Consider the following 21,811-nt stretch of genomic DNA (forward strand, 5'->3'; position numbering starts at 1 on the left):
TTTACGCAAAAGTTTGTCACCTTGGGCCAAATACCCCGGTTGACACCACCGGAATTAGGCCGATCCGAGGGCAATCCCCCCTTTATTGACGCAAACCTGAGCAAAGGTTCACAAAAGCCTTGGGCAGGCATCGATCAGGCTTAGGATCTTCTGGCTTAATCAGAAGTTCATGGACAACGCAGCGTCCGATTTACCAAGCCTCGAAGAGTTGCAAGAGTCCATCGATGAATTAGCAGCATACAGGGAAAGACTGTTTCAAGATGTAGTTGGTTTGGGCAAAAAACTGCGCTTATCACAGAAGAAGATTGACGCCACTGTTGCAGCACATCCAGAGCTCCAAAGACTCGATGAGGTGATGTCACAGCTGGTTGCACAAAGAAATGCACAACAGAGTCAGCCTTGAAGCGCCGAAACATTACTTTACCGGTTCGCCTGTATTAATTAACTTTCTTCAAAGCGCAAACCAATGGTGCAGACACTTTCCCCGCCGATGACAATGGCGGATTTCTTTGAAGCCAGCCGCGGGACTTGGTTAAACAGGCGCGCTGTTCATCACCACGACTATCAAGACGATGAAGCTGCGGATTCCAACCTAGTCATTGAACCATTCAATGCTGATGACCCAGTCGTCACCAAAATCTGTAACTCTTTAAACATTAAAACCGAAGACAGCTCTGGTGGGGCCCGTTTTTGGTGGGAAAGCAATATCAAGAAAGGCGTCCGCAATGATGACTACGCTGCAGTGGTCATCGACGTTCCTGACCATGAAGACCCTCGAAAGGGATTTTTACTTCGTGATGTTGGATACGTTGAAAAGCAATCTGTTTTAAGCACTTACAGCTTTGCAGACGACGGAGTAGTAACGATCACAACGCGTTACGACACAAATATTGGTATTGAACGCTGTTGGTTTGTGACCGATCAGATCAGAATGAGAGTGAGTTCTGTTCAGTGCTTGGATGGTGTTGCAATGACTACATACTGCACCGAGTTTCGGTGCCCTACTGATGCCGAAATTTCAGATATCACCCAGCGGGCACAACAACTGGCCATGGCGTCTTCAATAGGTAGCAACTGATCACCATGTTTGATCCATTTCTTGAGGAATTGCTTTCAGGAATCAAAGCCCGGGGCGCAGTGCCCGTTGAGGTTCCTCATGGGCTTGAGCACAATCAATCATCCAAACGCTCCAGCACCATCAAGAGCTGGCTTTGGGACGTGCCTGGCTTTCGGAGGTGGCGCGTTACACGGTTGGATGCTGGTGATAGCTTGCAGGTCCTGAATTCCGTTGCCTATCCCGAATACAACTACGACCATCCATTAATGGGGGTTGATCTGCTCTGGTTCGGTGCCAAGCAGAAGTTGGTTGCTGTTCTTGATTTCCAACCACTTGTTCAAGACAAGGATTATTTGGAGCGCTACTTCGATGGACTGAAGTCACTCAACGCTCAATTTCCGGATCTCAATGGTGAAGAGACCATGCGTTCCTTTGATCCAAATCAATACTTTTCCTCATGGCTGCTGTTCTGCCGGGGCGGAGCAGAACAGGCGACATCATCGCTACCCCCAGCTTTCAGCGCTTTTCTAAAAGCCTACTGGGATTTACATGACCAGGCCGTTAAAACCCCCTCTTCCATTAACCACATCGAAGTGGAACAACTTCAAAAAAATTATGATATTTACAGTGCAGAGAGAGATCCTGCACATGGTCTATTTACCAGCCATTTCGGAAGTGAATGGTCTGATCGTTTCCTGCACGAATTTCTCTTCCCCGCCAGCCAGTCCCAATGACCCTCCCTCTCCGCACGACGAGTCTTGATCCTGTCCAGATCCCCGGATGGCGCTGGCAGCCTTTTCTCGACACCGCCGTTGCGGCGCTGAGCTCTCTGCAGCCGAATCCTTATCCGGTTGCAGAACGGTTCCTGCAGAAAGAGGGCAGCACAGGATCCAAAGCGAAACCAGTGCCGGTCAGCACTGCAACCTGGGCCTGTTCGACAGAAAAGCTTCGCCAAGTGCGCTGTGCCTGCGTTGAGGCTGGTGCGGCTGCATCGGTGCTCAACTTCGTGATCAACCCCAGCAGTCGCTTTGATCTTCCGTTCTTCGGAGCCGATCTCGTAACGCTGCCCAACGGGCACCTGCTCGCTCTGGATTTGCAGCCTGTCGACAAGACAGATCCCGATCACACGGGCCCGGTTTGGCAGCGGCTGATGCCGCTGTTCGAGCGCTGGCGCGCCGAACTGCCCGATGGGGGGCCCATTCCTGAAGAAGCTCAGCCCTATTTCTCACCTGCTTTTCTCTGGACCAGGATCCCTCTTGGGGAGAAAGGCGATGCGCTGATTGACCGCGTGATCCGTCCGGCTTTTGCGGACTACCTCCAGCTCTACCTGAAGTTGGTGGAGGAAGCGCAGCCCGTTGACGATGAGCGTGCTGCACACCTGCTCTCTGGCCAGAAGCGCTACACGGCCTACCGCGCCGAGAAAGATCCAGCCCGCGGCATGTTGACGCGCTTTTACGGCAGTGAATGGACGGAGGCGTACATCCACGGCGTGCTGTTTGACCTCGAAGAAGCCACCGCCACTTCCTTGTCGCCGCAAGGGAGTTAAGCATTATGAACAGCTTTCGGGAGGCTCCGGAGCTGTTGGCCAGAATCGCATGCGACGGGATGGAGGCAATAGCCTTCAACCATCCCTTTCAAGTCTGAGATTCCCGCTCCAGACGTAGTTCACAGGAACAACAACCATGTTCGACGCCTTCACCAAGGTTGTCGCCCAGGCCGATGCCCGGGGACAATTCATCAGCACCAGCGAGATCGACGCCCTCGCTGCCATGGTTTCCGACAGCAACAAGCGTCTGGATGCCGTTAACCGCATCTCCAGCAACGCCTCCAGCATCGTTGCTTCGGCCGCTCGTCAGCTGTTTGCACAACAGCCTTCTCTGATTTCCCCTGGCGGTAACGCTTACACCTCCCGTCGTATGGCTGCTTGCCTGCGCGACATGGAGATCATCCTGCGTTACGTCACCTACTCCGCTTTCACAGGTGATTCTTCCGTGATGGAGGACCGCTGCCTGAATGGCCTGCGCGAGACCTACCTGGCCCTCGGCACTCCCGGTGCTTCAGTTGCAGCTGGAGTCAACCTGATGAAGGAAGCCGCTCTGGCACTCGTCAACGACAAAGCTGGCATCTCAGCTGGTGACTGCGCCTCCCTGAGCAGCGAAATCGGCACCTACTTCGACAAAGCCGCAGCTTCCGTCGCCTGATCGACGCGTTGATTCGACGTCTTACTTCTCCTAACCAATGAAAACCCCTCTCACCGAAGCTGTTGCAGCCGCTGATTCTCAGGGACGTTTCCTGAGCAACACCGAAGTGCAAGCTGCCTCCGGTCGTTTCAATCGCGCCAAGGCCAGCCTCGAAGCTGCCAAGGCTCTCACCAGCAAGGCTGATTCCCTGGTGAACGGCGCTGCCCAGGCCGTGTACACCAAGTTCCCCTACACGACCCAGATGGCTGGGCCGAACTACTCAGCCAGCCCCGAGGGCAAAGCCAAGTGCTCCCGTGACGTGGGCTACTACCTGCGCATGATTACCTACTGCCTGGTCGCTGGCGGTACCGGCCCCATGGACGACTACCTGATCGCCGGTCTGGACGAAATCAACCGCACTTTCGAGCTCTCCCCCTCCTGGTACGTGGAAGCTCTGAAGCACATCAAGGCCAACCACGGCCTCAGCGGCGACGCTGCTACCGAAGCCAACAGCTACATCGACTACGCCATCAACGCCCTGATCTGATCAGTTGACGTTGTGTTCCAAGCCCCCCTCGGGGGGCTTTTTTTATTGTTCTTTTTCGGCCCCATCAGAGCGCTGTGATCACCCCCAACGTTCGGCGTTTTCTCAACCTGCTCTGTGGCGAATACAGCAACCAGCAGCAAGCCTTCGACAACCCTCCCCTGTATGCCCACATCTTTTTGAGGTATCGCCCACTCATACAGCTCCATCCAGGGTCGATCCTGCTCGAACAGACCTATGCCGTTGATCCCAAGCATCCCTACCGGTTGCGCATGATCCGCGCTGAAGAGCAGGCCTCCGGCGCCATCAAGCTTTGGAATCACATCTTCCGTGACCCGGAACGCTTCGCCAGAGCCATGTTTGATCCGCAACTACGCCTCGCCATTCAGGACAGTGACCTGATCAGCCTGGATCAGTGCCACTACCAAGTGCTGGAACAGCCAGACGGCTACCACGGCGCCATGGAACCAGGCTGCAAATGCATCGTGCAACGGAATGGCAAAGACACCGTTCTGGTGAGCAGCTTTCACTTGCAGGGGGACTCACTAGCGACCCTCGATCGCGGTCATGACCCGGACACAAATGAGCGTTGCTGGGGCTCGGTGGCAGGCCCGTTCCGGTTCAAACGAACTGAAAGCTGGACGACCGACATGGCATCGGCCTGGGTGTGATGGAACCGCTGAGTGAAACGCAGGTGATCAAAAACCTCCGCCAGAGGGAGGACTCTTCGGCGCAGTACTACGCCGCCTGGTGGCTCGGAAAAATGCGCAGCCAGCATCCTGATGCCATCCCTCTGCTGCTCAGAGCTCTTGAAGCACTGGATGCCACGCCGATTGATCCAGAGCAGCGCGGTGTCGCTCTCAACGCGATCCGTGCTCTAGGTCAGCTCAGGGATGTGAGAGCGGAACAACCTCTTCTGGCGCTGCTGCACTCCAACGATTACACCGTCCGGGAGGAAGTGGTCCGCACGCTTGGTGCCATGGGCAGCTGTGGGGCTGTTGAGGGCATCCGCACCTTGCTGGCCAGTGGATTGGAGGGAGCAGGAGCTGAGCAACCCTCATCCCCCTTGCTCAGGGAACCCTGCGAAGCGTTGCTGGAAGCCCTCGGTGACATTGGTGATGGCAGCAGCAGCACTCTCGACGTGATTCAGCCGTTCACGGAGCACCCGCGGCCATTGATCCGTTCAGCGGCCTGCCGAGCATTGCTGCAGCTGACCGGTCTTGATCAGTGGGGTATGGAACTGAAAAAGCTGCTGAACCATCCAGAACCCCTGGTGCGCCGTGGCGCGCTGCTCGACCTCGGCGCCACCGGCTGGCTCGCCGCCGTGCCCTCGATCCGCTCGGCTGCGGTGGAACCCAGCCTCAAGCTGGTTGCACTCCGAGAGGTGGCGGAACGCAACGACGACCCCGATCACGTCCTCGACGCCATGGACGGACTGCTCTGATGACCAGCAAAGCATTGGACCAGGCGCTTCAGACGCTCGAGCGGGCCACCAGCACTCCTGAGCTGGTCAAAGCCACGCAAGCCCTTTGTGCACTGAACGACCTTGAGGCCGCCAAACCGCTCGTGAGGGTGCTGGGGTTCAACAATCCAGCGGTGGCAGCCGTCGCAACACAGGGGCTGATTCAACTGGGTCGGGACATCGTTCCCATCCTTCTGGTGAGCCTGGATGCCCGCAATTACGGCGCACGAGCCTGGGTGGTGAAGGTGATTGCCGCCTTGCGGGATCCACGGGGGCTTGACCTGCTGGAGCATGCCCTTCAGGCCGATATCGCTCCGAGCGTGCGGCGCTCCGCAACCCGCGGCCTGGCGGACTTGGAGCTCAGTGAAGACGCAGCGCACGATCAGCTTGAGCGCTGTTTCGAGGGACTGCTCAAAGCCATGCGAGACGACGAGTGGGTGGTGCGTTACGCAGCGGCCTACGGCCTCGAGCAACGCTTGAACAGCGCAGCTTTGTCCGCGCAACTTGCCGAACAGGGCCGGACCGCACTGAACCAGCTCGCATCCGATACGGAGGGTGTCAGGGTGGTGCAGCTGCGGGCCCAGAAAGCCCTCCAACGCCTCAACGCCGGATGACCCAGAAACTGTTGTTCGTCTGCCTTGGCAACATCTGCCGCTCACCAGCAGCCGAAGGCGTCTTCCTGCATCTGCTCGAAGAGCGCGGCCTCATTGACCAGTTCGTGGTGGATTCCGCCGGAACGGGCGGATGGCATGTGGGCAATCCGGCAGACCGACGCATGCAGGCTGCCGCCAACCGCCGCGGCATCAACCTCCCCAGCCGCGCACGACAGATCAGCCTCGACGATTTCTCGAGTTTCGATCTGGTGCTGACCATGGACGACGACAATCTCGCGGCCGTCCAGGGACTGGCTCGCGAAGCCGGGCCAAGAGCAACGGCCAACATCAAGCCCATGCTTAGCTACACCCGGGGGTTCTCGGAAACGGAGGTGCCGGATCCCTATTACGGGGGCGAGGCGGGCTTCGAGCATGTGCTCGACCTGCTCGAGGATGCCTGCGCCAACCTGCTCGACGAGCTCAGCCCGCAGGCGTAGACCAGGCTTCTTCGGCCACCCGAGAACGAAACTGCCCCACCAGGGCATCGATCACAGCCTCAATGCTCATGCCATCGGTCACGAGCTCCACGGCATCGTCCGCCTGCACCAGAGGAGCCTCCTCACGGGTGCTGTCGAGGTGATCCCGTTCGGCGATCTGCGCTTCGAGCTCAGATCGCTCAGGCACCGGGAAGCCCCGCTGCTCCAGATCCAGAGCCCGGCGCCGGGCCCGTTCGCCCACCGTGGCCGTGAGGAACACCTTCAGATCAGCATCCGGGAAAACAGCGGTGCCGATGTCGCGGCCTTCTGCCACCAAGCCACCCTTGGCACCCATCGCTTTCTGTTGAGCGGTCAGCGCTTGCCTGACGCAACGGTGGGCGGCCACAGCCGAAACCGACGCTGTGACATCCGGCGAGCGAATCGCGTCGCTCACGTCCTGCCCATTCACCAACACCTGCTGGCCGCCACCAGGCAACGACCGCAGCTGAAGGTCGAGGTCGTTCAATAGCGGTGCAATCGACACCGCATCCTGGGGGTCCACACCGTTCTGTTGCACCAACCAGGTCACCGACCGGTACATCGCGCCGGTATCGAGGTAAACCAGCCCCATCCGCTCAGCAAAGGCCCGGGTGACGGTGCTTTTGCCAGCACCGGCAGGGCCATCGATGGCAACGAGAGGCTGGCGGGTCATCAGAAACACATGATCAATCAAACGGGTCGTCCCGCAACGAGCCGCCGCGGCCAACAGTGAGATGGCCGTTTCAGAGCCACAGGGCTGAAGCGTGAAGGGGTCGACCCTCTCTACATAGTCCACCGCCAGCCCTGCTTCACCGAGACTCCTGCGCACCGAGGCCTCGGGATCGTTTGAATCGACATGGCGCAGTGCCGCCGGCAGAGCAGCGGCTCGAGCCCGATCAGCAGAAGAGAGGTATTGGTTGCGGGAACTCAGGGCCAGACCGTCGGGTTCACGAACGGTGGCAACGCCCCGCACCGCCACGTCCAGATCAAGGTCGGCCACCAAGCGGCGCAGGATCACCAGCTGCTGCCAGTCCTTTTCACCCAGCCAGAGGCAGGACGGTTCCACCAGCTGCAGCAGTCGGGCCACGACCGTGACCACACCATCAAAGTGACCGGGACGGGAAGCTCCGCAAAGGTGCGCCTGCAGCTCTGCCGATGCTGAGTGCGACACAGCTGACAGGAGTCCACTTGGATAGATGGCGTCGACACTTGGGGCCCAAAGGGCATGGGCGCCAGAGCGTTTGGCTAAATCCCGATCTGCTTCGAGCGTTCGCGGGTAGCGATCAAAGTCTTCAGCTGGCCCGAATTGGAGTGGGTTCACGAACACACTCACCAACACAGGCCCCTGTTCTGAGGCCCGGCGAATCAATTCACCGTGGCCCCGATGCAGCCCACCCATGGTGGGCACGAATTGCAGCGGCCCAAGGAGGTTGGCCCGGAAGCTGTCCAGCTCGGCCTGGGTGGAGAGAACGACGCAGCTCAGCGCAGCACCTCAAGCTTCACTTGGGCGATGCCAGAGGCAGTCAAACCAAGGTCAGCGGCGGCGCCATGGCCGAGGTCGATGACCCGATGATCAATGAACGGCCCGCGATCGTTGATGCGGATCACGGCCGTACGCCCGTTCCAGAGATTGGTGACGCGAACCTTTGTTCCAAACGGAAGTGTGCGGTGGGCCGCCGTCATGGTGCCGCGTCTGTAAACCTCACCATTGGCTGTGCGGTTGCCATAGAAACCGGGGCCGTACCAACTGGCCTCTCCGGTGATGACCTTCACCACCTCAGGCACGACCTTGAGCTTCGGCTTGGGGAGTTCAGCAGCAGGAGGAGCAACAACGGGCTTGACCTGAGCAGGAGAAAGGGTTGCTTGAAGCTCGGAAACTTGGGGCTCAAGGACCAGATCGAGGGGATCAAGCGCTTCGGCACCATCAACAGACAGAAAATCGCTGGCCACGACAGGCAGGAGAGCCGCTGCCCCTGAAATCGCTGCTGAGAGCGTGGCCAGCCCAAGAAGAACTCGCATGCAGAGCGGCTTGCCAAGGGAGAGAGCTGCTGTCGCAGACTCCGATCAGTGGCAGACCTACATAGAAAATTTCCTCAAGAACCTAAAAAAAGAGCCAACGAAAGAAAACAGGGCCTTTTCGCCATACGCCATACACGGCCACAAGCCCTCCAGCGCCGCCAATCCCCTGACGCACTGGCAGATCAACGACAGAAAACAAGTACCAATCCATAAGCCACACGCCTTAATCCGATAAGCGCAGCCAATCAGTTGCCGTGCCGGTCGATCAATCTGCACAGGCTCCTCGGCATTGCAGGATCAATGCATCGGAGCCGATCCATGGATTACAAAAGCGCTGGAGTGGATGTTGCCGCCGGACGCGCGTTCGTGCAGCGCATTAAGGCGTCGGTAGAAGCCACCCACCGAGCGGAGGTGATCGGTGGCCTTGGTGGTTTTGGAGGGCTGATGCGTCTTCCAGCAGGCCTACGCAAGCCCCTGCTGGTGTCTGGCACCGATGGGGTCGGAACCAAACTGGAGCTGGCCCAGGAACATGGCAGCCACCACAGCGTGGGCATCGACCTGGTGGCGATGTGTGTGAACGACGTGATCACCTCAGGAGCCGCGCCGCTGTTTTTTCTGGATTACATGGCCACCGGGGCACTGGCGCCATCGGCAATGGCCGAAGTTGTTGAAGGAATCGCCGATGGCTGCAGGCAGAGCGGCTGCGCCCTGCTGGGCGGCGAAACGGCCGAGATGCCTGGGTTCTACCCCCAGGGGCGCTACGACCTCGCCGGCTTTTGCGTGGCCGTTGTCGAAGAAGACGAACTCATTGACGGCCAGCGCATTCAGCCTGGCGACAGCGTGATTGGTGTGGCCAGCAGTGGCGTGCACAGCAATGGCTTCAGCCTTGTGCGCAAGGTGCTCGAACGAGCCAAGGCTGATGCGAACACCATGTATGGCAACGACCAGCGCCCCCTGATCAACGACCTGTTGGCACCAACGACCCTGTACGCCGATCTCGTACAGCACCTGTTGCAGAGCGGACTTGAGCTTCACGGCATGGCCCACATCACAGGTGGGGGGCTGCCAGAGAACCTGCCGCGCTGCCTGCCAAACGGCTGCTCTGCTCACATCGACGCCACCAGCTGGGCAAGGCCGCCCCTGTTCAGCTGGCTGCAGGAGGCAGGCGAGATTCCCGAGCGGGATCTTTGGCACACGTTCAACCTCGGCATCGGTTTTTGCCTGGTGGTGCCGCCGGGGAGCGAAGACGCCATCATTGAGCTCTGCCGTGGAAAGCACCACCAGGCCTGGGTGATTGGCAACGTGACATCCAATGCCCCGGACAACGTCCCGGCTCTTGAAGGAGTGCCTGTCTGATTGCGTCAGTTTCAGACGGCTTCGAGACTGCTGACCACTGACCCAAGAGACATCGAATAAACTCTGTTCAACCACGTCGGTTTTTCCGATAGCGGCGTCTATACATCCCCTTTCAATGCCTTTTGATAAGCCAACGCGCGTGACGCGTCGTCGATCGTCTGCAGGTCCGGTCCCCCCGAAGCGTCCGGTCTCGTCGGTACAAGACAGGCAGCAGGGGTACCGACAAGGACCGAGGCCAACTTTTCTCACCCTCCGGGATCACGGCAAGGTTTTTGTTGCCGATATGCCGTACCTCTCGGATGGGCAACTGGCTCACATCGGCAAAGAAGCCCATGAAGTGCTGGACAGCCTTGAGCGGCGGATTCAGGTGATGGAGCAGGAGCTCAGTCATGGGCCCCAAGAACGCGACACCCTGATCAAGGCGTCCACCAAACGAGACGTCACCCGGAGATTCATCCGAGCCATTCAGGACGAGCAGGAGCACCGCCGGAACAACCCGGCCCTGAGGAGCGCAGCCAGCGAATCACTGCCGCGCACTTTCTTGGAGGTTGCACGGCATCGACTGCCTGGGGCGACGTTCGACTCATTGCTTCAAGAAGCGCTGACCGCCTGCGCACAACAGCAGGATGCTCAGGCTGCCCCTTCCCCCGCTCCTCGGGACACATCCCAAGAGGACAAAGTCATTCCCATTCGAAACGATGGCGACAGTCTCCCCGTCGTGGTGAGTCCGGCACCTGAGTCCGCCACTGAGGCCTGACAACGTCTCTCAGCGACTCTGGAAAGGATTCGTGGGCATGCGTTCGCTGCAGTTGCGGCGGACTGCATCCAGACGCTGGCGCTCCGTCATCGACATCGACCACTGCAGGGCAGCAGCAACATCTCTGGCCTGGGCGGGAGTTCGCAGCCCTGGGATCGGCGTCGCTCCAAGCGCCCTGCACCAGTTCAACGCGACTTGCACCATCGATGCCCCGCGCTCGCTGGCGATGGCCTGCATCTCACGGCGCAACTCAAGGCTTGCCGGAAGCAGGCGCCGAAACAGGCGACGCCGCAACCAGGTCGCAGGGAGCGCCTGCTCGCCCCCTGGCGGACAAGCAAGGACGCCGAAGGCAAGAGGGCTGTAGGCCAACACCTCCACATTCATGTCCCTGCTGACGGAAATCAACTCGAGCAGCTGATCATCCGCAGGCGCCAGAAGCGAACACTGCACCTGGACACTGCGCAGGGGAACGCCGCGCTCCAGCAGGCGGCGATGGATCAACGCCAAGCGTTGAGGGCCCAGGTTGGACAGCCCCAGCTCGTCCACCCGGGAAGACAGCACGAGATCAGCCAAGCCATCGAGAAGCCCTGTCTCCTGCCAGGGCGCATAACGCGCCGTGCTCCAGTGCAACTGCACACGCTGGAGCTGCCCCTTGAGGCGCTTTCGACTGGCCTCAAAGGCGGCATCAAATCCTCGACGGCCCCATCGCCAAGGGAATGGGGCCAACTTCGTCGCCACCGTCAAGCGGGATCGACGCAGGGCGGGCAACTCGGCGATGAAGTCGCCGAGCAGCGTTTCACTGCGTCCATTCAGCCGTCCTGTTCCATAGGAGTCCGCTGTATCCACCAGGTTGAGCCCAGAACTGAGGGCTTGTCGAAACGTGGCACGCAGTTGAAAATCATCCCTGTGGGCGTCGTATCCCCATACCGCCTTGTTGCCCCAAGCCCAGGTGCCAAAACCGATGCCGTTCAACGGGGCAATGCTGCTGGAAGCCATGATCGCCTCCACACCGTCCCGCTGCGTCATGACTGCACCTCTCGCACAGAAACCGGCGACATCGCCCGATCAGGCCCTGGAGGATTCGACGGCAAAGGACGAGCGCATCCTCTGCAACCACTGCCGAAGAACTGCCAGCAATGGCATTCGCTGCCTGGGCATGTGCGTCGCCGACAGCGATTACTGATGATTCGCCTCTGGATGGCAACCCTGCTGCTCGCCGTCCCGGCAGCGGGTGCTCCAACGCTGGCCTTTGGTCGCTTGGAGCACACACCTTCGCGCTGCCAGATCGTTGCCAATGGGCGTCCCTTGGATTGCCAACGCCTCCAGATCACTGCAAACGGGAGCAGTGGACTGCGACTTCGGTTCATCGGAGACGATGAGGAAACCGGCGGCAGCTATCAGCTGAGCTTCATCAGCCTTGAAGGAGATCAGGGCAGCCCTCTGAGCTGCGATCGTTCCGGCTGCCGCTTGGAGCAAAGCCGGTGGAGCGCAAGCCTGCTCAGCACAGCATGGGTTCGTTTTGACGCCAGAGGACTTCCCACGGGCCTGCCAATAGCGCGCACAGCCTCAGGACGTTGTTGGATTGATGCCGAAACCGTCAGCTGCGAGAGTCACTCACGTAACGCTCACGCCATGAGCGCGGAGGCTCAGCTGTGACGATGATTCAAAGGCGGCACCCAGATTCGAACTGGGGATAAAGGATTTGCAATCCTCTGCCTTACCACTTGGCCATGCCGCCGCAGGGGAACAGCCGCTCCCATCAGGCGATCGTATCAGCCATGCCCCTGGCTCCCTGCTGTTTCTCTGCAACGGCCACGGCGAAGACCTGATCACCCTGCGGATCATCCAGGCCGTCCATCGGCGCGCACCGAGACGCCCCCTCAACGTGCTTCCTCTGGTGGGCGCTGGCCATGTGTTTGATGCTGCGGTTCAGCAGGGATGGTTGACACGCCTGGGGCCGAAAGCGGCCCTGCCAAGCGGTGGCTTCAGCAATCAAAGTCTGAGGGGTCTGCTGGCAGACATCAGGGCTGGACTCCCGAGCCTGAGTTGGAGTCAATGGCAGTTGGTGCACCGCCTCGGTCATCAACAGCGACCCATCGTTGCCGTCGGCGATCTGCTGCCACTGCTGATGGCCTGGGGCAGTGGTGCCCCCTTCGGCTTCATCGGCACTCCCAAAAGCGACTACACCTGGCGCAGTGGCCCCGGAAGGGCCAGAAGCGACTGCTACCACAGGCTCAAAGGCAGTGAGTGGGATCCCTGGGAATGGCGCTTGCTGCGCTCAAGGCGCTGTCGACTGGTGGCCATGCGTGATCGCCTCACAGCCCGTGGTCTGCGGCGCAAAGGAGTGGACGCTCTGGCGCCGGGAAATCCGATGATGGATGGCCTGAGCATCCAACCGCTGCCATCGGCCCTGGAACGCTGCCGCCGGGTGCTTCTGCTCTGCGGCAGTCGCATGCCGGAGGCCCAACGCAACATGAAGCGATTGGTGCGCAGTGCCATGGCCCTGCCCGGCCGTGTGCCCATGGCCCTGCTTGTGGCCGTGGGCGCCCAGCCCGATGCCTCAGCGCTGAGCAACAGCCTTGACCAACTGGGCTTTCGGCAAAGCCTTCCCCCTTCGGACCACCTGGGTGCCGAGGCATGCTGGGTGAAAGGAGCCTGTCTGGTGCTGATCGGGCGAGGTTGCTTCGACCAATGGGCCGGCTGGGCAGAAGCCGGCATCGCCACCGCCGGAACGGCGACGGAACAACTTGTGGGGCTGGGCATTCCAGCCCTGTCCCTCCCTGGTCTAGGACCGCAGTTCAAGCCAGGCTTCGCCCGACGTCAGAGCCGCCTGTTGGGGGGTGCGGTTCGCCCCTGCTCTGACGAATCCGAGCTCACCACACGGCTCGAAATCCTTCTGGCTGACCCGGCACTCCGCTCCCACCTCGGACGGATCGGGTCGCAGCGAATGGGGCCAGCAGGGGGAAGCGATCAACTGGCACGCCTGATCCTGGATCGCTTCAACGGATACTGAAGATCCACGGTTGGTTGCCATGGCCGCGATTCAGGACCCCACCCTCGTCAAACTTTGTGCTCAATTGGCGAGTCGACTAAGCATCAGCCTGGCCAGCGCCCGGCGCCAGGTGGAACAGGCCGCGGCCCGCGAAGGGCACCGCGATGTAACAGGACGGAGAGCCATGGCTGAAGCCATGCTGGCCGCCCTCGACAACGACAACGGTGACCATGCCCGTCAGCTGGACGCGTTGCTCGAGAACAGCGAAGGGGATGGCAACTTCATGCTGGAGGACTGAGCCTCTGCCTCAGTGCTCAAAGATCTGGTGAAAACGCATCCGATCCAGCTCGGCAACCACCGGAACACATTGAAAGCAGCGCTGTGCCAGATCCCAGCGCCCTTCGCGACGCAGCATCTGTTCCAAGCGCTCCCGGGCGGGCAAGAGATAGCGAACGTCATTCGCGGCATAGGCCAGCTGAGCATCTGTGAGTTCGTCCACCCGGCCCCAATCACTGCTCTGGGCGCCCTTATCCAGCTCAACGCCGACCAACTCCATAACTAGATCCTTGAGGCCATGGCGGGGGGTGTACGTCCGGCCGAGCCGACTGCCGACTTTGGTGCAGAACACAGGATTCACTGCAATCCCTAGACCGGCGGCAAGTGCAGCCAGATCGAACCGGGCGAAGTGGAACACCTTCTCCACTGAAGCGGCCTCAAACAGGCGCTTGAGGTTGGGAGCCTCGGTCTGGCCCAAGCCAATGCGGACGCAGGAAACACGATCTTCTGCATCCGCTATCTGAACCAGACAAAGGCGATCACGCCCATGAATCAACCCCATCGCTTCGGTGTCAACCGCAAGCCGCGCAGACAGCAGATAGCGGTCTGTCCACGCGTCATCGAGATCGCGATCAAAGACAGCGAATTCCGCTGGGGACGACGACTGCTCAGCCATGGCTTGTGAAATGGATGAAGCCAGTGTGGCCAACCACCTTCGCGGCGCGTCTCAAAACCCTCCTCTTGAATCTCGAAATAAGATCGTTTTTGATTGGGGGAGTTGTCCCGCGCCTGTGTTCTCTCGCAGAAAGCCTTCGCGCACCTGTCTGGCAGACATCGAGCAGTACTTCCATCAGCCGCCGCCGCAATTCCTCGATCTCGAGCTGGCTGTCTGCTGGATCCTCGAGTGCTTGCTTAAAGACGACAACTACCCCTCCGGACTCCTGCAGAAACTGATCCGGGAGGAGCCACAACTGCGGCTTTCTGAAACCGTGCTGCAACAGGCCCTGGAGTTCCTTGAGCAACAGGGCTCGATCAGCAGTTACACCCAACGCTGTCCGAGTCGCGGACGGCCACGGCGCATGCTGCACCTTGAATCCAATGCACGTGGCGAAGCCGAGCGACTGATGCAGCCCTGGCGCAGCTGGCTGGACTCCCACCGGTTCGCCTTGAACTAAGCGATTCAGCCGGCGCAAGGCTTAAAAAGGTTGAACACCACCGGGATGCCATGCCTGCAGGATTCCAATCCACCCTCCTGCTGACTGTTCTGCTGGCGATTGGTCTGGTCTTCTTTCTGCGTGCAGCCAGCAAAGACCGAACCACAGTGGTGGACGTGATGTCCCCCCAACCCCCCATCACCGTTCTTGACGGGATCAGCACTTGGCTGGAAGACCGCGGCTGGAGCCGAGATGGCGGAGATGCTGAGCGCCAGGTGCTCCGCTTCAAGGGGAAAGTGGCCTCCAGCCAACCCCTTGCCGTGTTGCTGTCCGTGCTGGCGGCCATTGGCTCCGCCTGCTTCGGTCTGGTCCTGCGTCAGCTGGCACCCCAACTGCACTGGTGGCCTCTGCTGCTGATCGGCCTCGGTCCTCTGGCGGGAGCTGTTTACACCCGGCGGGCCGCTCGCACAGAAGCCCTTGAACTGCAACTCCTTCCTGCTCCCGAGGGAGAGGGCAGCGCCATTCGCCTGCGGGCTCATCGGGACGAATTGATCGCCATCGAACTGGAACTGGCTGAGACCCTGCAACTCGCCAGTGATGGATCCCTGCTCTCCTCCCCCATCTGAACCATGCGTCTGCCGGCCTGGATGCGACGGCGTCGCGTTGCCTCAGGGCTTGCCATCACAGGCCTGTCACTGGCAACCCTGGCGATGACCAAAGCTGCGGAACAGCACAACTGGCTTGGTACAGCCAAGCCCAGCAACGAACCGGCAGAGCAACCTGCACCGGAACCGCCGGAGCCCTGTCCTGAGCCAGCCACACCAGATCCCCTGCTAGGCCCACGCACAAAGAAACCCGGGAGCTGGGTCGGGCGAAGCCCTGTGCAGAGCAACCTGCCAATCGTCGTCATGGCAGGACATGCCGACTCCCAGGGCACCGCCAGTCCAGGAACCCCTGGATATGCCGTGGATCAGCAGAAGCGAGCGCCGATGCAACCGGGCATTCGCGATGAGCTGTTCTGGAACCGCCAGGTTCAGGCCGCAGTGGTGAGCCAAGGTCAAGCCCGTGGCTTGAACATCCGCGCCTACACCCCGCCGTCAATCAGCATCTCGAACGACGACGACCCTGCCACCAACTGGTCGAAGGCCAAGGTCTTTTCGGAGCGTGGTGAATATGTGCTGGAGATCCATTTCGATGCCTACCGGCCCCATGGCTTCGGCTCCGGCCTGATTCCGGTGCTCGCCAATGTGCGTGAACTGAATGTCGTCGATGAAAGCCTGGCCCAGGCATTTGGGCGATACCCACGCCTGTTCCGCGGAGGCCTTGGCGGTCCGCGTCGCGGCATCGGAATTCTCGAAATCGCCATGCTTGAACCCCCTCTCGAAACGAAACTGAGGGATCCGAGCTCAAGGGAGCACACGGTGAACTGCCTGGCCGAGCGCGTGGTGAACGCGCTCGTTCAAGGCGTCAGTTAGTTGATCGCTCCATGGGGGCGGCAGCGCTCATCCAGCGAGGCATCACCCAGCCAGTCCTGAGGCTTGGTGAACAGTTCGGTCAGCAGGGCCTCCCGTGATCCGGCCTCTGCGGTGTAGCCGTACTCCCAACGCACCAGGGGAGGCAGAGACATCAGGATCGATTCCGTGCGTCCATTGGTCTGCAACCCGAAGATCGTGCCGCGGTCCCAAACCAGGTTGAATTCCACATAACGGCCCCGGCGATAGAGCTGAAAATCCCTCTCGCGATCGCCGTAGGCCATCGGATGACGCTTCTCCACGATGGGCTCATAGGCGGGAAGGAAGGCTCTGCCGTTGGCCTGCCCGAGAGAGAACAGCTGCTCCCAACTCAACGGCCGAGCTCCCAAACGGGCTGACACCTGAGCCGCAGGACCGGAAGGGTCTTGCCCCTTGTACAACGTGCCGTTGGCATCCTGGTAGTCGTAAAAGATGCCTCCGACGCCGCGGGTCTCGCTGCGGTGCTTCAAAAAGAAGTACTCATCGCACCAGGGCTTGAAGACCTTGTGGAGATCCGGATGCACCGAATCACAGGCTGCCTGATGGGTGCGATGAAAGTGACGTGCATCATCTAGGAATGGGTAGTAAGGGGTCAGATCGGCACCCCCTCCGAACCACCACACCGGCCCCGCCTCGAAATAGCGGTAATTGAGATGCACCGTGGGGATGTAGGGGTTGCGGGGATGCAGCACCATCGAGGTTCCCGTGGCGAACCACGGGTGCCCCTTCGCTTCAGGACGCTGCTTGAGAATCGAAGGGGGCAACTCTTCCCCTTGAACCTCGGAGAAGTTCACTCCGCCTTGCTCAAAGACACGGCCCTCACGCATCACCCGGGAGCGCCCCCCGCCCCCTTCAGGCCTCACCCAACTTTCTTCCTCAAAACGACCCTCACCATCGAGCGCTTCCAGCCCCGCACAGATTTCATCCTGAAGCCCCATCACCATCGTCCGGGCCCGCTCTCTGGAATCGCTGGGGGGCAGCTCAAGGGGAGCGTTGCTGACGCCCACGTCCTGGCGTCCGAGGACGCGGCGAATCAGGGAGCGGACCATGGGCCAGAGACTGAAGACATCGAAACCTAACCAGGTGACCCCAGGCCTAGACAAGCATCCGTCAGGGACTGTCACGGGCGGCGCCCCTAGGATCCGGCTTGCCTTGATGAAACGGATGACCCCGGTCGAGCAGGCCAACAAAGCCCTCCAGCAAGTCAAAGATGCCGGCAGTGGCAAAACGGCCCTGGAGCTCGGCTGGATCGAACAGATCCGCATCACCCCGCCGCGGGCTGTGTTTCGCCTCAGCCTTCCTGGCTTCGCCCAAGGCCAGAGAGATCGCATCGTGGCTGAGGCCCGTGGAGCGCTGATGGCCCTCGATGGCATTGACGACGTGCAGATCGAGATCGGCCAACCGCCAAGCCAGGGGGGGATTGGCCAAGCCGGCCATGGTCAGCCGGCCGAACGCCAGTCGATCCCCGGCGTCCGCCAGGTGATAGCGGTAAGCAGCGGCAAGGGCGGCGTCGGCAAAAGCACCGTCGCCGTCAATCTGGCCTGCGCCCTCGCCCAGACTGGCCTGCGGGTGGGGCTCCTGGACGCCGATATCTACGGGCCGAACGCACCCACCATGCTGGGGGTCGCTGACCAAACACCAGAGGTGCAGGGCAGCGGAGATCAGCAGCGGATCGTGCCGATCGAAACCTGCGGGATCGCCATGGTGTCGATGGGTCTGCTGATCGACGATCACCAACCTGTGATCTGGCGCGGCCCGATGCTCAACGGCATCATTCGTCAGTTCCTGTATCAGGCCGAATGGGGTGAGCGGGACGTTCTCATCGTTGACCTGCCGCCAGGCACCGGTGATGCGCAACTCTCCCTGGCCCAGGCGGTGCCGATGGCCGGCGTTGTGATCGTGACCACCCCCCAACAGGTGTCGCTGCAGGATGCGCGACGGGGTCTCGCCATGTTCCGGCAGATGGGCATTCCCGTGCTCGGCGTCGTGGAGAACATGAGCGCCTTCATCCCTCCGGACCGTCCCGACTGCCGCTACGCCCTCTTCGGCAGTGGCGGGGGCGCTCAACTCGCCGCGGACTACGACGTTCCCCTGCTGGCTCAAATCCCTATGGAAATGCCTGTTCAGGAAGGAGGTGACACGGGACGACCGATCGTGATCAACCGCAGCGACTCCGCCAGCGCCACCGAGTTCAAGGGCCTCGCTGACGCCGTGCTTAAGGCCGTCAGCCAGCCCGTCTGACGATGTTCAGCCGACGTGACCACCGCAGATTGCACCGGGAGTGGGTGCTCTGGGGTGTTCCGATCGGGATGATCGCCGTGGCTGGGGTGCTGATCGCCAGCACCCAACGCCAGGCGGACTATGCCGACTGGTATCACCACTGGATCACCGCAGCCTTCGGAGTGCTGCTGGCGCTGGGGTTGGAACGGTTGCCGCTGCAGCGGCTCCGACCGCTGCTCGTTCCCGTCTACGCCCTCACCGTGATCAGCCTGGTGGCGGTGCGCGTCGTTGGAACCACAGCCCTGGGAGCCCAACGCTGGATCAGCATCGGCGGGGTTCATGTCCAACCCTCGGAATTCGCCAAGATCGCCGCGATCCTGCTTGTGGCAGCAGTGTTGTCGCGGCACCCGGTGGAACGACCGATTGATCTGATGCGCCCGCTCGGGGTGATTGCGGTGCCTTGGTTCCTGGTGTTCATCCAGCCTGATCTGGGCACCTCACTCGTGTTCGGCGCCCTGATGCTCACGATGCTCTATTGGTCGGGAATGCCGATCGAGTGGGTGATTCTGTTGCTGTCACCGCTGGTGACAGCCCTGCTCTCAGGCCTTCTCCCCTGGGCCATGGCGGTCTGGATTCCTCTGATGGTGGTTCTCGCCTATCGCTCCCTCCCTTGGAAACGGCTGGCGGCGACAGCCACCCTGGCCATCCACGGCACCATGGCTGCCGTCACGCCCTGGCTCTGGTTGCATGGACTGAAGGATTATCAACGGGACCGCCTGGTGCTGTTCCTCGATCCCAGTCAGGATCCATTGGGTGGGGGTTATCACCTGCTTCAGAGCACCGTGGGCATCGGCTCAGGTGGCGTCTTGGGCACAGGCCTCCTTCAAGGTCAGCTCACGAAACTGCGTTTCATTCCTGAACAGCACACCGATTTCATCTTCAGCGCCCTGGGCGAGGAAACCGGGTTTGTGGGCTGTCTTCTGGTGGTTCTTGGCTTTGCGGCCTTGATGGCACGGTTGCTTCAGATCGCGCGCAATGCCCGTTCCGACTTCGAATCGCTCGTGGTGATCGGGATCGGCACGATGCTGATGTTCCAGGTGGTCGTCAACATCTTCATGACCATCGGCCTGGGCCCCGTGACGGGAATACCGCTGCCTTTCCTGAGCTACGGGCGATCGGCAATGGTGGTGAATTTCATTGCGCTCGGGCTCTGCCTGTCGGTGGTTCGGCAGACCCGTCGCTCCTTGGTGCAGCTCCGTTGATGGCGCCATCCTTCAGCGACCTGCGGCAACGCCTGGCCCAGGATGTGCCCGAAGGTCGCTGCGATGAGATTGGTGTCCGACGGCTTTGGTGGGCTGCTCTGGAGACGTTGCAACAAGACCTGGTCGAGCGCGGCATTGAACGCGGAATCTGGCTGGCGGCGCCGCTGCCGGCTCTTTACATGCCGGAGCTGCTGCAACATCTGCAGGGATGGGTCTGGGCCCCGGACCAACTGGATCAACTGGGTCCACATCCAACGGCACTGCCTGGACGGTCCAGCAGCAAGGAGCCAGCCAACCTGCGGGGATTCCAACGCTTGTCCCTGCGTCCCATCGATGGCGACGATCCCCTGCTCCTGGTGATCACACCTGAGGTCCAGGTCGCCCTCGCCCTGCATGGACCAGCCCAGAAACGCCAATTGCTGATGCGTTGTGACCCGGAGACGCTCAGCGATGTCTTGGTGCAGCTGGGGCGTCGGCTAGAGCAACAGTCACCGGCACAGGCCGATCGACTGCGCAACGCGCTCGAATCGATCGGCTCCCTGCAGAGCAATGCAGCCTGGTCAGAACAGTTCTGGCCCCGGCTCACGGAGCGACTCACCGGGACTGCCCCCGGTCTGATGCTGCAACCCATCAAGGCCGAGTCTCCCCAAGCATCCCCTAGCCATGGGGATCTGAATTTGCTGGAAGCGATCACCCATGAGGTGAGAACCCCTCTGGCCACGATCAGAACCTTGATCCGCTCTCTGTTGCGGCGAAAGGATCTTGCGGATGTCGTTGTGAATCGCTTGCGGCAGATCGATGTCGAATGCAGTGAGCAGATCGACCGATTTGGCCTGATCTTCCATGCCGCTGAACTGCAACGGGAGCCCAACGAAGCCAACCTCGCCCGTACGGATCTACCAGCCATGCTCACCACCCTTGCCCCCAGCTGGACGGAGCAGCTTGACCGTCGCGGGATCGCCCTGGAGCTGGATCTCAGCGCTGACCTGCCCGCGATCCTCAGTGACTCCCGGCGACTGGAACCGATGCTGGGGGGTCTGATCGACCGCAGCACCAGAGGGCTCCCCTCCGGCAGTCAGCTCACGCTTCACCTCCAGGCAGCGGGTCCGCGGGTGAAGCTTCAGCTGCGTGTGGAGCATCCCGACAGAAGCCAGGCCGCGGAGGCCAGCCCGTCTCCCCAGCGCGAGGACGTGGGCACCGTCCTGAGCTGGGATCCCAGCACCGGGAGCCTGCAGTTAAGCCAGGATGCGACCCGCCAGATGATGGCCAGCCTGGGAGGCCGCTATCAGCCCAGGCGCGACCGCGACATCACCGTTTTTTTCCCGGTGCATACGCCCGGAGAGTGATGGGTTTGTTGACGGGTGTGAAGCTTGCTTTCGGAGCTCAAAACAGGCCCCGATGACGGTGCTACTTTCCAGCCATAACGGCTCTTGTGGATTCTTTCAGCCATGGCAGCAACGGCGTTGAACGGTCAACTTCCCCAGCACATCGCCAGCACTGGCGGCCTTCTGAATTCAGCGGAGACTGAAGAGAAATACGCCATCACCTGGACCAGCAAGACAGAGCAGGCTTTTGAGCTGCCCACCGGTGGCGCCGCTCTGATGAACTCAGGTGAAAACCTGATGTATTTCGCTCGCAAGGAACAGTGCCTCGCGCTCGGCACCCAGCTGCGCACGAAATTCAAGCCCCGGATCGAGGACTACAAGATCTACCGGATCTACCCCGGTGGTGACACCGAGTTCCTGCATCCCAAGGATGGTGTGTTCTCCGAAAAGGTGAACGAAGGACGTCCGATGGTGGGCCACAACCCCCGTCGCATCGGCCAGAACGTCAACCCGGCCAACATCAAGTTCAGCGGCCGCAACACCTTCGACGCCTGATCTCTCAAAACCGACGCCCGGAGGTCATGATCT

The 21,811-nt window shown here is 60.7% G+C and carries 29 protein-coding genes and 1 tRNA gene; 23 read left to right on the forward strand and 7 right to left on the reverse strand.

From position 1 onward, the window contains the following. Positions 1 to 169 precede the first annotated feature (169 nt). The 10 genes from KR52_RS00260 (at position 170) to KR52_RS00305 (ending at position 6,333) form a co-directional block, all read left to right on the forward strand. Positions 170 to 403, forward strand: a complete 234-nt coding sequence (locus tag KR52_RS00260; RefSeq protein WP_038551065.1) for a hypothetical protein — start codon at positions 170 to 172, stop codon at positions 401 to 403. 63 nt (positions 404 to 466) lie between these two features. After that, complete coding sequence (locus tag KR52_RS00265) at positions 467 to 1,078, forward strand: phycobiliprotein lyase (protein ID WP_038551066.1); 612 nt, start codon at positions 467 to 469, stop codon at positions 1,076 to 1,078. Positions 1,079 to 1,083: 5 nt separating this feature from the next. Then, positions 1,084 to 1,791, forward strand: coding sequence for a 15,16-dihydrobiliverdin:ferredoxin oxidoreductase (locus KR52_RS00270; protein WP_038551067.1), 708 nt, complete (start codon positions 1,084 to 1,086; stop codon positions 1,789 to 1,791). Continuing rightward, entirely contained in the window at positions 1,788 to 2,603 is an 816-nt protein-coding gene (locus KR52_RS00275) for a phycoerythrobilin:ferredoxin oxidoreductase (protein WP_038551070.1), read from the forward strand. The genes KR52_RS00270 and KR52_RS00275 overlap by 4 nt, the downstream gene beginning before the upstream one ends. A gap of 136 nt (positions 2,604 to 2,739) precedes the next feature. Beyond that, positions 2,740 to 3,258: a phycocyanin subunit beta gene (locus tag KR52_RS00280; protein WP_038551074.1), complete on the forward strand. Its 519-nt coding sequence runs from the start codon at positions 2,740 to 2,742 to the stop codon at positions 3,256 to 3,258. Positions 3,259 to 3,295: 37 nt separating this feature from the next. Further along, a complete protein-coding gene (gene cpcA / locus KR52_RS00285; protein ID WP_038551076.1) occupies positions 3,296 to 3,784 on the forward strand; it encodes a phycocyanin subunit alpha in 489 nt (162 codons plus the stop codon). A gap of 74 nt (positions 3,785 to 3,858) precedes the next feature. Continuing rightward, a complete protein-coding gene (locus KR52_RS00290; protein ID WP_084221917.1) occupies positions 3,859 to 4,452 on the forward strand; it encodes a chromophore lyase CpcT/CpeT in 594 nt (197 codons plus the stop codon). Further along, a complete protein-coding gene (locus tag KR52_RS00295; protein ID WP_038551079.1) occupies positions 4,452 to 5,225 on the forward strand; it encodes a HEAT repeat domain-containing protein in 774 nt (257 codons plus the stop codon). The genes KR52_RS00290 and KR52_RS00295 overlap by 1 nt, the downstream gene beginning before the upstream one ends. Beyond that, positions 5,225 to 5,857: a HEAT repeat domain-containing protein gene (locus tag KR52_RS00300; protein WP_038551081.1), complete on the forward strand. Its 633-nt coding sequence runs from the start codon at positions 5,225 to 5,227 to the stop codon at positions 5,855 to 5,857. The genes KR52_RS00295 and KR52_RS00300 overlap by 1 nt, the downstream gene beginning before the upstream one ends. Beyond that, entirely contained in the window at positions 5,854 to 6,333 is a 480-nt protein-coding gene (locus KR52_RS00305) for a low molecular weight protein-tyrosine-phosphatase (RefSeq protein WP_038551083.1), read from the forward strand. The genes KR52_RS00300 and KR52_RS00305 overlap by 4 nt, the downstream gene beginning before the upstream one ends. Here KR52_RS00305 and KR52_RS00310 read toward each other — a convergent pair. Both KR52_RS00310 and KR52_RS00315 read right to left on the reverse strand, forming a co-directional pair. After that, positions 6,317 to 7,834 (reverse strand): bifunctional pantoate--beta-alanine ligase/(d)CMP kinase, encoded by a 1,518-nt coding sequence (locus KR52_RS00310; protein WP_071840118.1) that lies wholly within the window; start codon positions 7,832 to 7,834, stop codon positions 6,317 to 6,319. The genes KR52_RS00305 and KR52_RS00310 overlap by 17 nt on opposite strands. After that, positions 7,831 to 8,370 carry a septal ring lytic transglycosylase RlpA family protein gene (locus KR52_RS00315; protein WP_038551089.1) on the reverse strand — a complete coding sequence of 180 codons (540 nt, stop codon included), beginning with the start codon at positions 8,368 to 8,370 and terminating at the stop codon, positions 7,831 to 7,833. Before KR52_RS00315 ends, KR52_RS00310 begins: the two co-directional genes overlap by 4 nt. Positions 8,371 to 8,688: 318 nt before the next feature. Here KR52_RS00315 and purM point away from each other — a divergent pair, with 318 nt between their 5' ends. Further along, a complete protein-coding gene (purM, locus tag KR52_RS00325) occupies positions 8,689 to 9,726 on the forward strand; it encodes a phosphoribosylformylglycinamidine cyclo-ligase (protein WP_038551091.1) in 1,038 nt (345 codons plus the stop codon). Positions 9,727 to 9,841: 115 nt separating this feature from the next. Next, complete coding sequence (locus KR52_RS00330; protein WP_038551093.1) at positions 9,842 to 10,483, forward strand: hypothetical protein; 642 nt, start codon at positions 9,842 to 9,844, stop codon at positions 10,481 to 10,483. A gap of 9 nt (positions 10,484 to 10,492) precedes the next feature. Here KR52_RS00330 and KR52_RS00335 read toward each other — a convergent pair whose 3' ends face one another. Further along, positions 10,493 to 11,509 carry an aldo/keto reductase gene (locus KR52_RS00335; RefSeq protein WP_173402176.1) on the reverse strand — a complete coding sequence of 339 codons (1,017 nt, stop codon included), beginning with the start codon at positions 11,507 to 11,509 and terminating at the stop codon, positions 10,493 to 10,495. On the opposite strand from KR52_RS00335, the gene KR52_RS14695 reads away from it, so the two are divergent. Continuing rightward, entirely contained in the window at positions 11,508 to 11,666 is a 159-nt protein-coding gene (locus KR52_RS14695; protein WP_173402177.1) for a hypothetical protein, read from the forward strand. The two genes, KR52_RS00335 and KR52_RS14695, sit on opposite strands and share 2 nt — an antisense overlap. After that, positions 11,666 to 12,139: a hypothetical protein gene (locus KR52_RS00345; RefSeq protein ID WP_253912423.1), complete on the forward strand. Its 474-nt coding sequence runs from the start codon at positions 11,666 to 11,668 to the stop codon at positions 12,137 to 12,139. Before KR52_RS14695 ends, KR52_RS00345 begins: the two co-directional genes overlap by 1 nt. An 11-nt stretch (positions 12,140 to 12,150) precedes the next feature. Here KR52_RS00345 and KR52_RS00350 read toward each other — a convergent pair. After that, a tRNA-Cys gene (locus KR52_RS00350) sits at positions 12,151 to 12,221 on the reverse strand. A 21-nt stretch (positions 12,222 to 12,242) separates the two neighbouring features. Then, positions 12,243 to 12,395, reverse strand: coding sequence for a hypothetical protein (locus tag KR52_RS15035; protein WP_253912424.1), 153 nt, complete (start codon positions 12,393 to 12,395; stop codon positions 12,243 to 12,245). Between KR52_RS15035 and KR52_RS00355 the strand changes: the two genes are divergently transcribed. Together KR52_RS00355 and KR52_RS00360 are read left to right on the forward strand one after the other, a co-directional pair. Beyond that, entirely contained in the window at positions 12,324 to 13,496 is a 1,173-nt protein-coding gene (locus tag KR52_RS00355) for a lipid-A-disaccharide synthase-related protein (RefSeq protein ID WP_253912491.1), read from the forward strand. The two genes, KR52_RS15035 and KR52_RS00355, sit on opposite strands and share 72 nt — an antisense overlap. Before the next feature lie 19 nt (positions 13,497 to 13,515). Beyond that, a complete protein-coding gene (locus KR52_RS00360; protein WP_038556620.1) occupies positions 13,516 to 13,773 on the forward strand; it encodes a hypothetical protein in 258 nt (85 codons plus the stop codon). A 9-nt stretch (positions 13,774 to 13,782) separates the two neighbouring features. On the opposite strand, the gene KR52_RS00365 is transcribed toward KR52_RS00360, so the two are convergent. Beyond that, positions 13,783 to 14,427, reverse strand: a complete 645-nt coding sequence (locus KR52_RS00365) for a ribonuclease D (RefSeq protein WP_038551098.1) — start codon at positions 14,425 to 14,427, stop codon at positions 13,783 to 13,785. Between the two features lie 115 nt (positions 14,428 to 14,542). On the opposite strand from KR52_RS00365, the gene KR52_RS00370 reads away from it, so the two are divergent. From KR52_RS00370 to KR52_RS00380, 3 genes are read left to right on the forward strand one after another with little or no spacing between them, the layout of a single operon-like run. Continuing rightward, positions 14,543 to 14,926: a helix-turn-helix transcriptional regulator gene (locus KR52_RS00370; RefSeq protein WP_038556622.1), complete on the forward strand. Its 384-nt coding sequence runs from the start codon at positions 14,543 to 14,545 to the stop codon at positions 14,924 to 14,926. A 50-nt stretch (positions 14,927 to 14,976) separates the two neighbouring features. Next, a complete protein-coding gene (locus tag KR52_RS00375) occupies positions 14,977 to 15,531 on the forward strand; it encodes a cofactor assembly of complex C subunit B (protein WP_038551100.1) in 555 nt (184 codons plus the stop codon). A gap of 3 nt (positions 15,532 to 15,534) precedes the next feature. Next, on the forward strand, positions 15,535 to 16,380 hold the full coding sequence (locus KR52_RS00380; protein WP_038551103.1) for a hypothetical protein: 846 nt from the start codon (positions 15,535 to 15,537) through the stop codon (positions 16,378 to 16,380). On the opposite strand, the gene hemF is transcribed toward KR52_RS00380, so the two are convergent. Beyond that, the gene (gene hemF, locus KR52_RS00385; RefSeq protein WP_038551107.1) at positions 16,377 to 17,465 is read right to left on the reverse strand and encodes an oxygen-dependent coproporphyrinogen oxidase; all 1,089 of its coding nucleotides are present in this window, start codon (positions 17,463 to 17,465) and stop codon (positions 16,377 to 16,379) included. The genes KR52_RS00380 and hemF overlap by 4 nt on opposite strands. A gap of 115 nt (positions 17,466 to 17,580) precedes the next feature. Between hemF and KR52_RS00390 the strand changes: the two genes are divergently transcribed. The 4 genes from KR52_RS00390 to KR52_RS00405 all read left to right on the forward strand — a co-directional run bounded on the left by KR52_RS00390 (position 17,581) and on the right by KR52_RS00405 (position 21,778). Next, positions 17,581 to 18,657: an Mrp/NBP35 family ATP-binding protein gene (locus KR52_RS00390; protein WP_038551110.1), complete on the forward strand. Its 1,077-nt coding sequence runs from the start codon at positions 17,581 to 17,583 to the stop codon at positions 18,655 to 18,657. A gap of 2 nt (positions 18,658 to 18,659) precedes the next feature. Beyond that, entirely contained in the window at positions 18,660 to 19,898 is a 1,239-nt protein-coding gene (gene rodA / locus KR52_RS00395; protein ID WP_038551113.1) for a rod shape-determining protein RodA, read from the forward strand. After that, on the forward strand, positions 19,895 to 21,244 hold the full coding sequence (locus KR52_RS00400; RefSeq protein WP_156957545.1) for a sensor histidine kinase KdpD: 1,350 nt from the start codon (positions 19,895 to 19,897) through the stop codon (positions 21,242 to 21,244). Before rodA ends, KR52_RS00400 begins: the two co-directional genes overlap by 4 nt. Before the next feature lie 102 nt (positions 21,245 to 21,346). Next, on the forward strand, positions 21,347 to 21,778 hold the full coding sequence (locus tag KR52_RS00405; protein WP_011363412.1) for a photosystem I reaction center subunit II PsaD: 432 nt from the start codon (positions 21,347 to 21,349) through the stop codon (positions 21,776 to 21,778). Positions 21,779 to 21,811 lie beyond the last annotated feature (33 nt).

The sequence above is a fragment of the Synechococcus sp. KORDI-52 genome, from assembly GCF_000737595.1.
GTDB lineage: Bacteria > Cyanobacteriota > Cyanobacteriia > PCC-6307 > Cyanobiaceae > Parasynechococcus.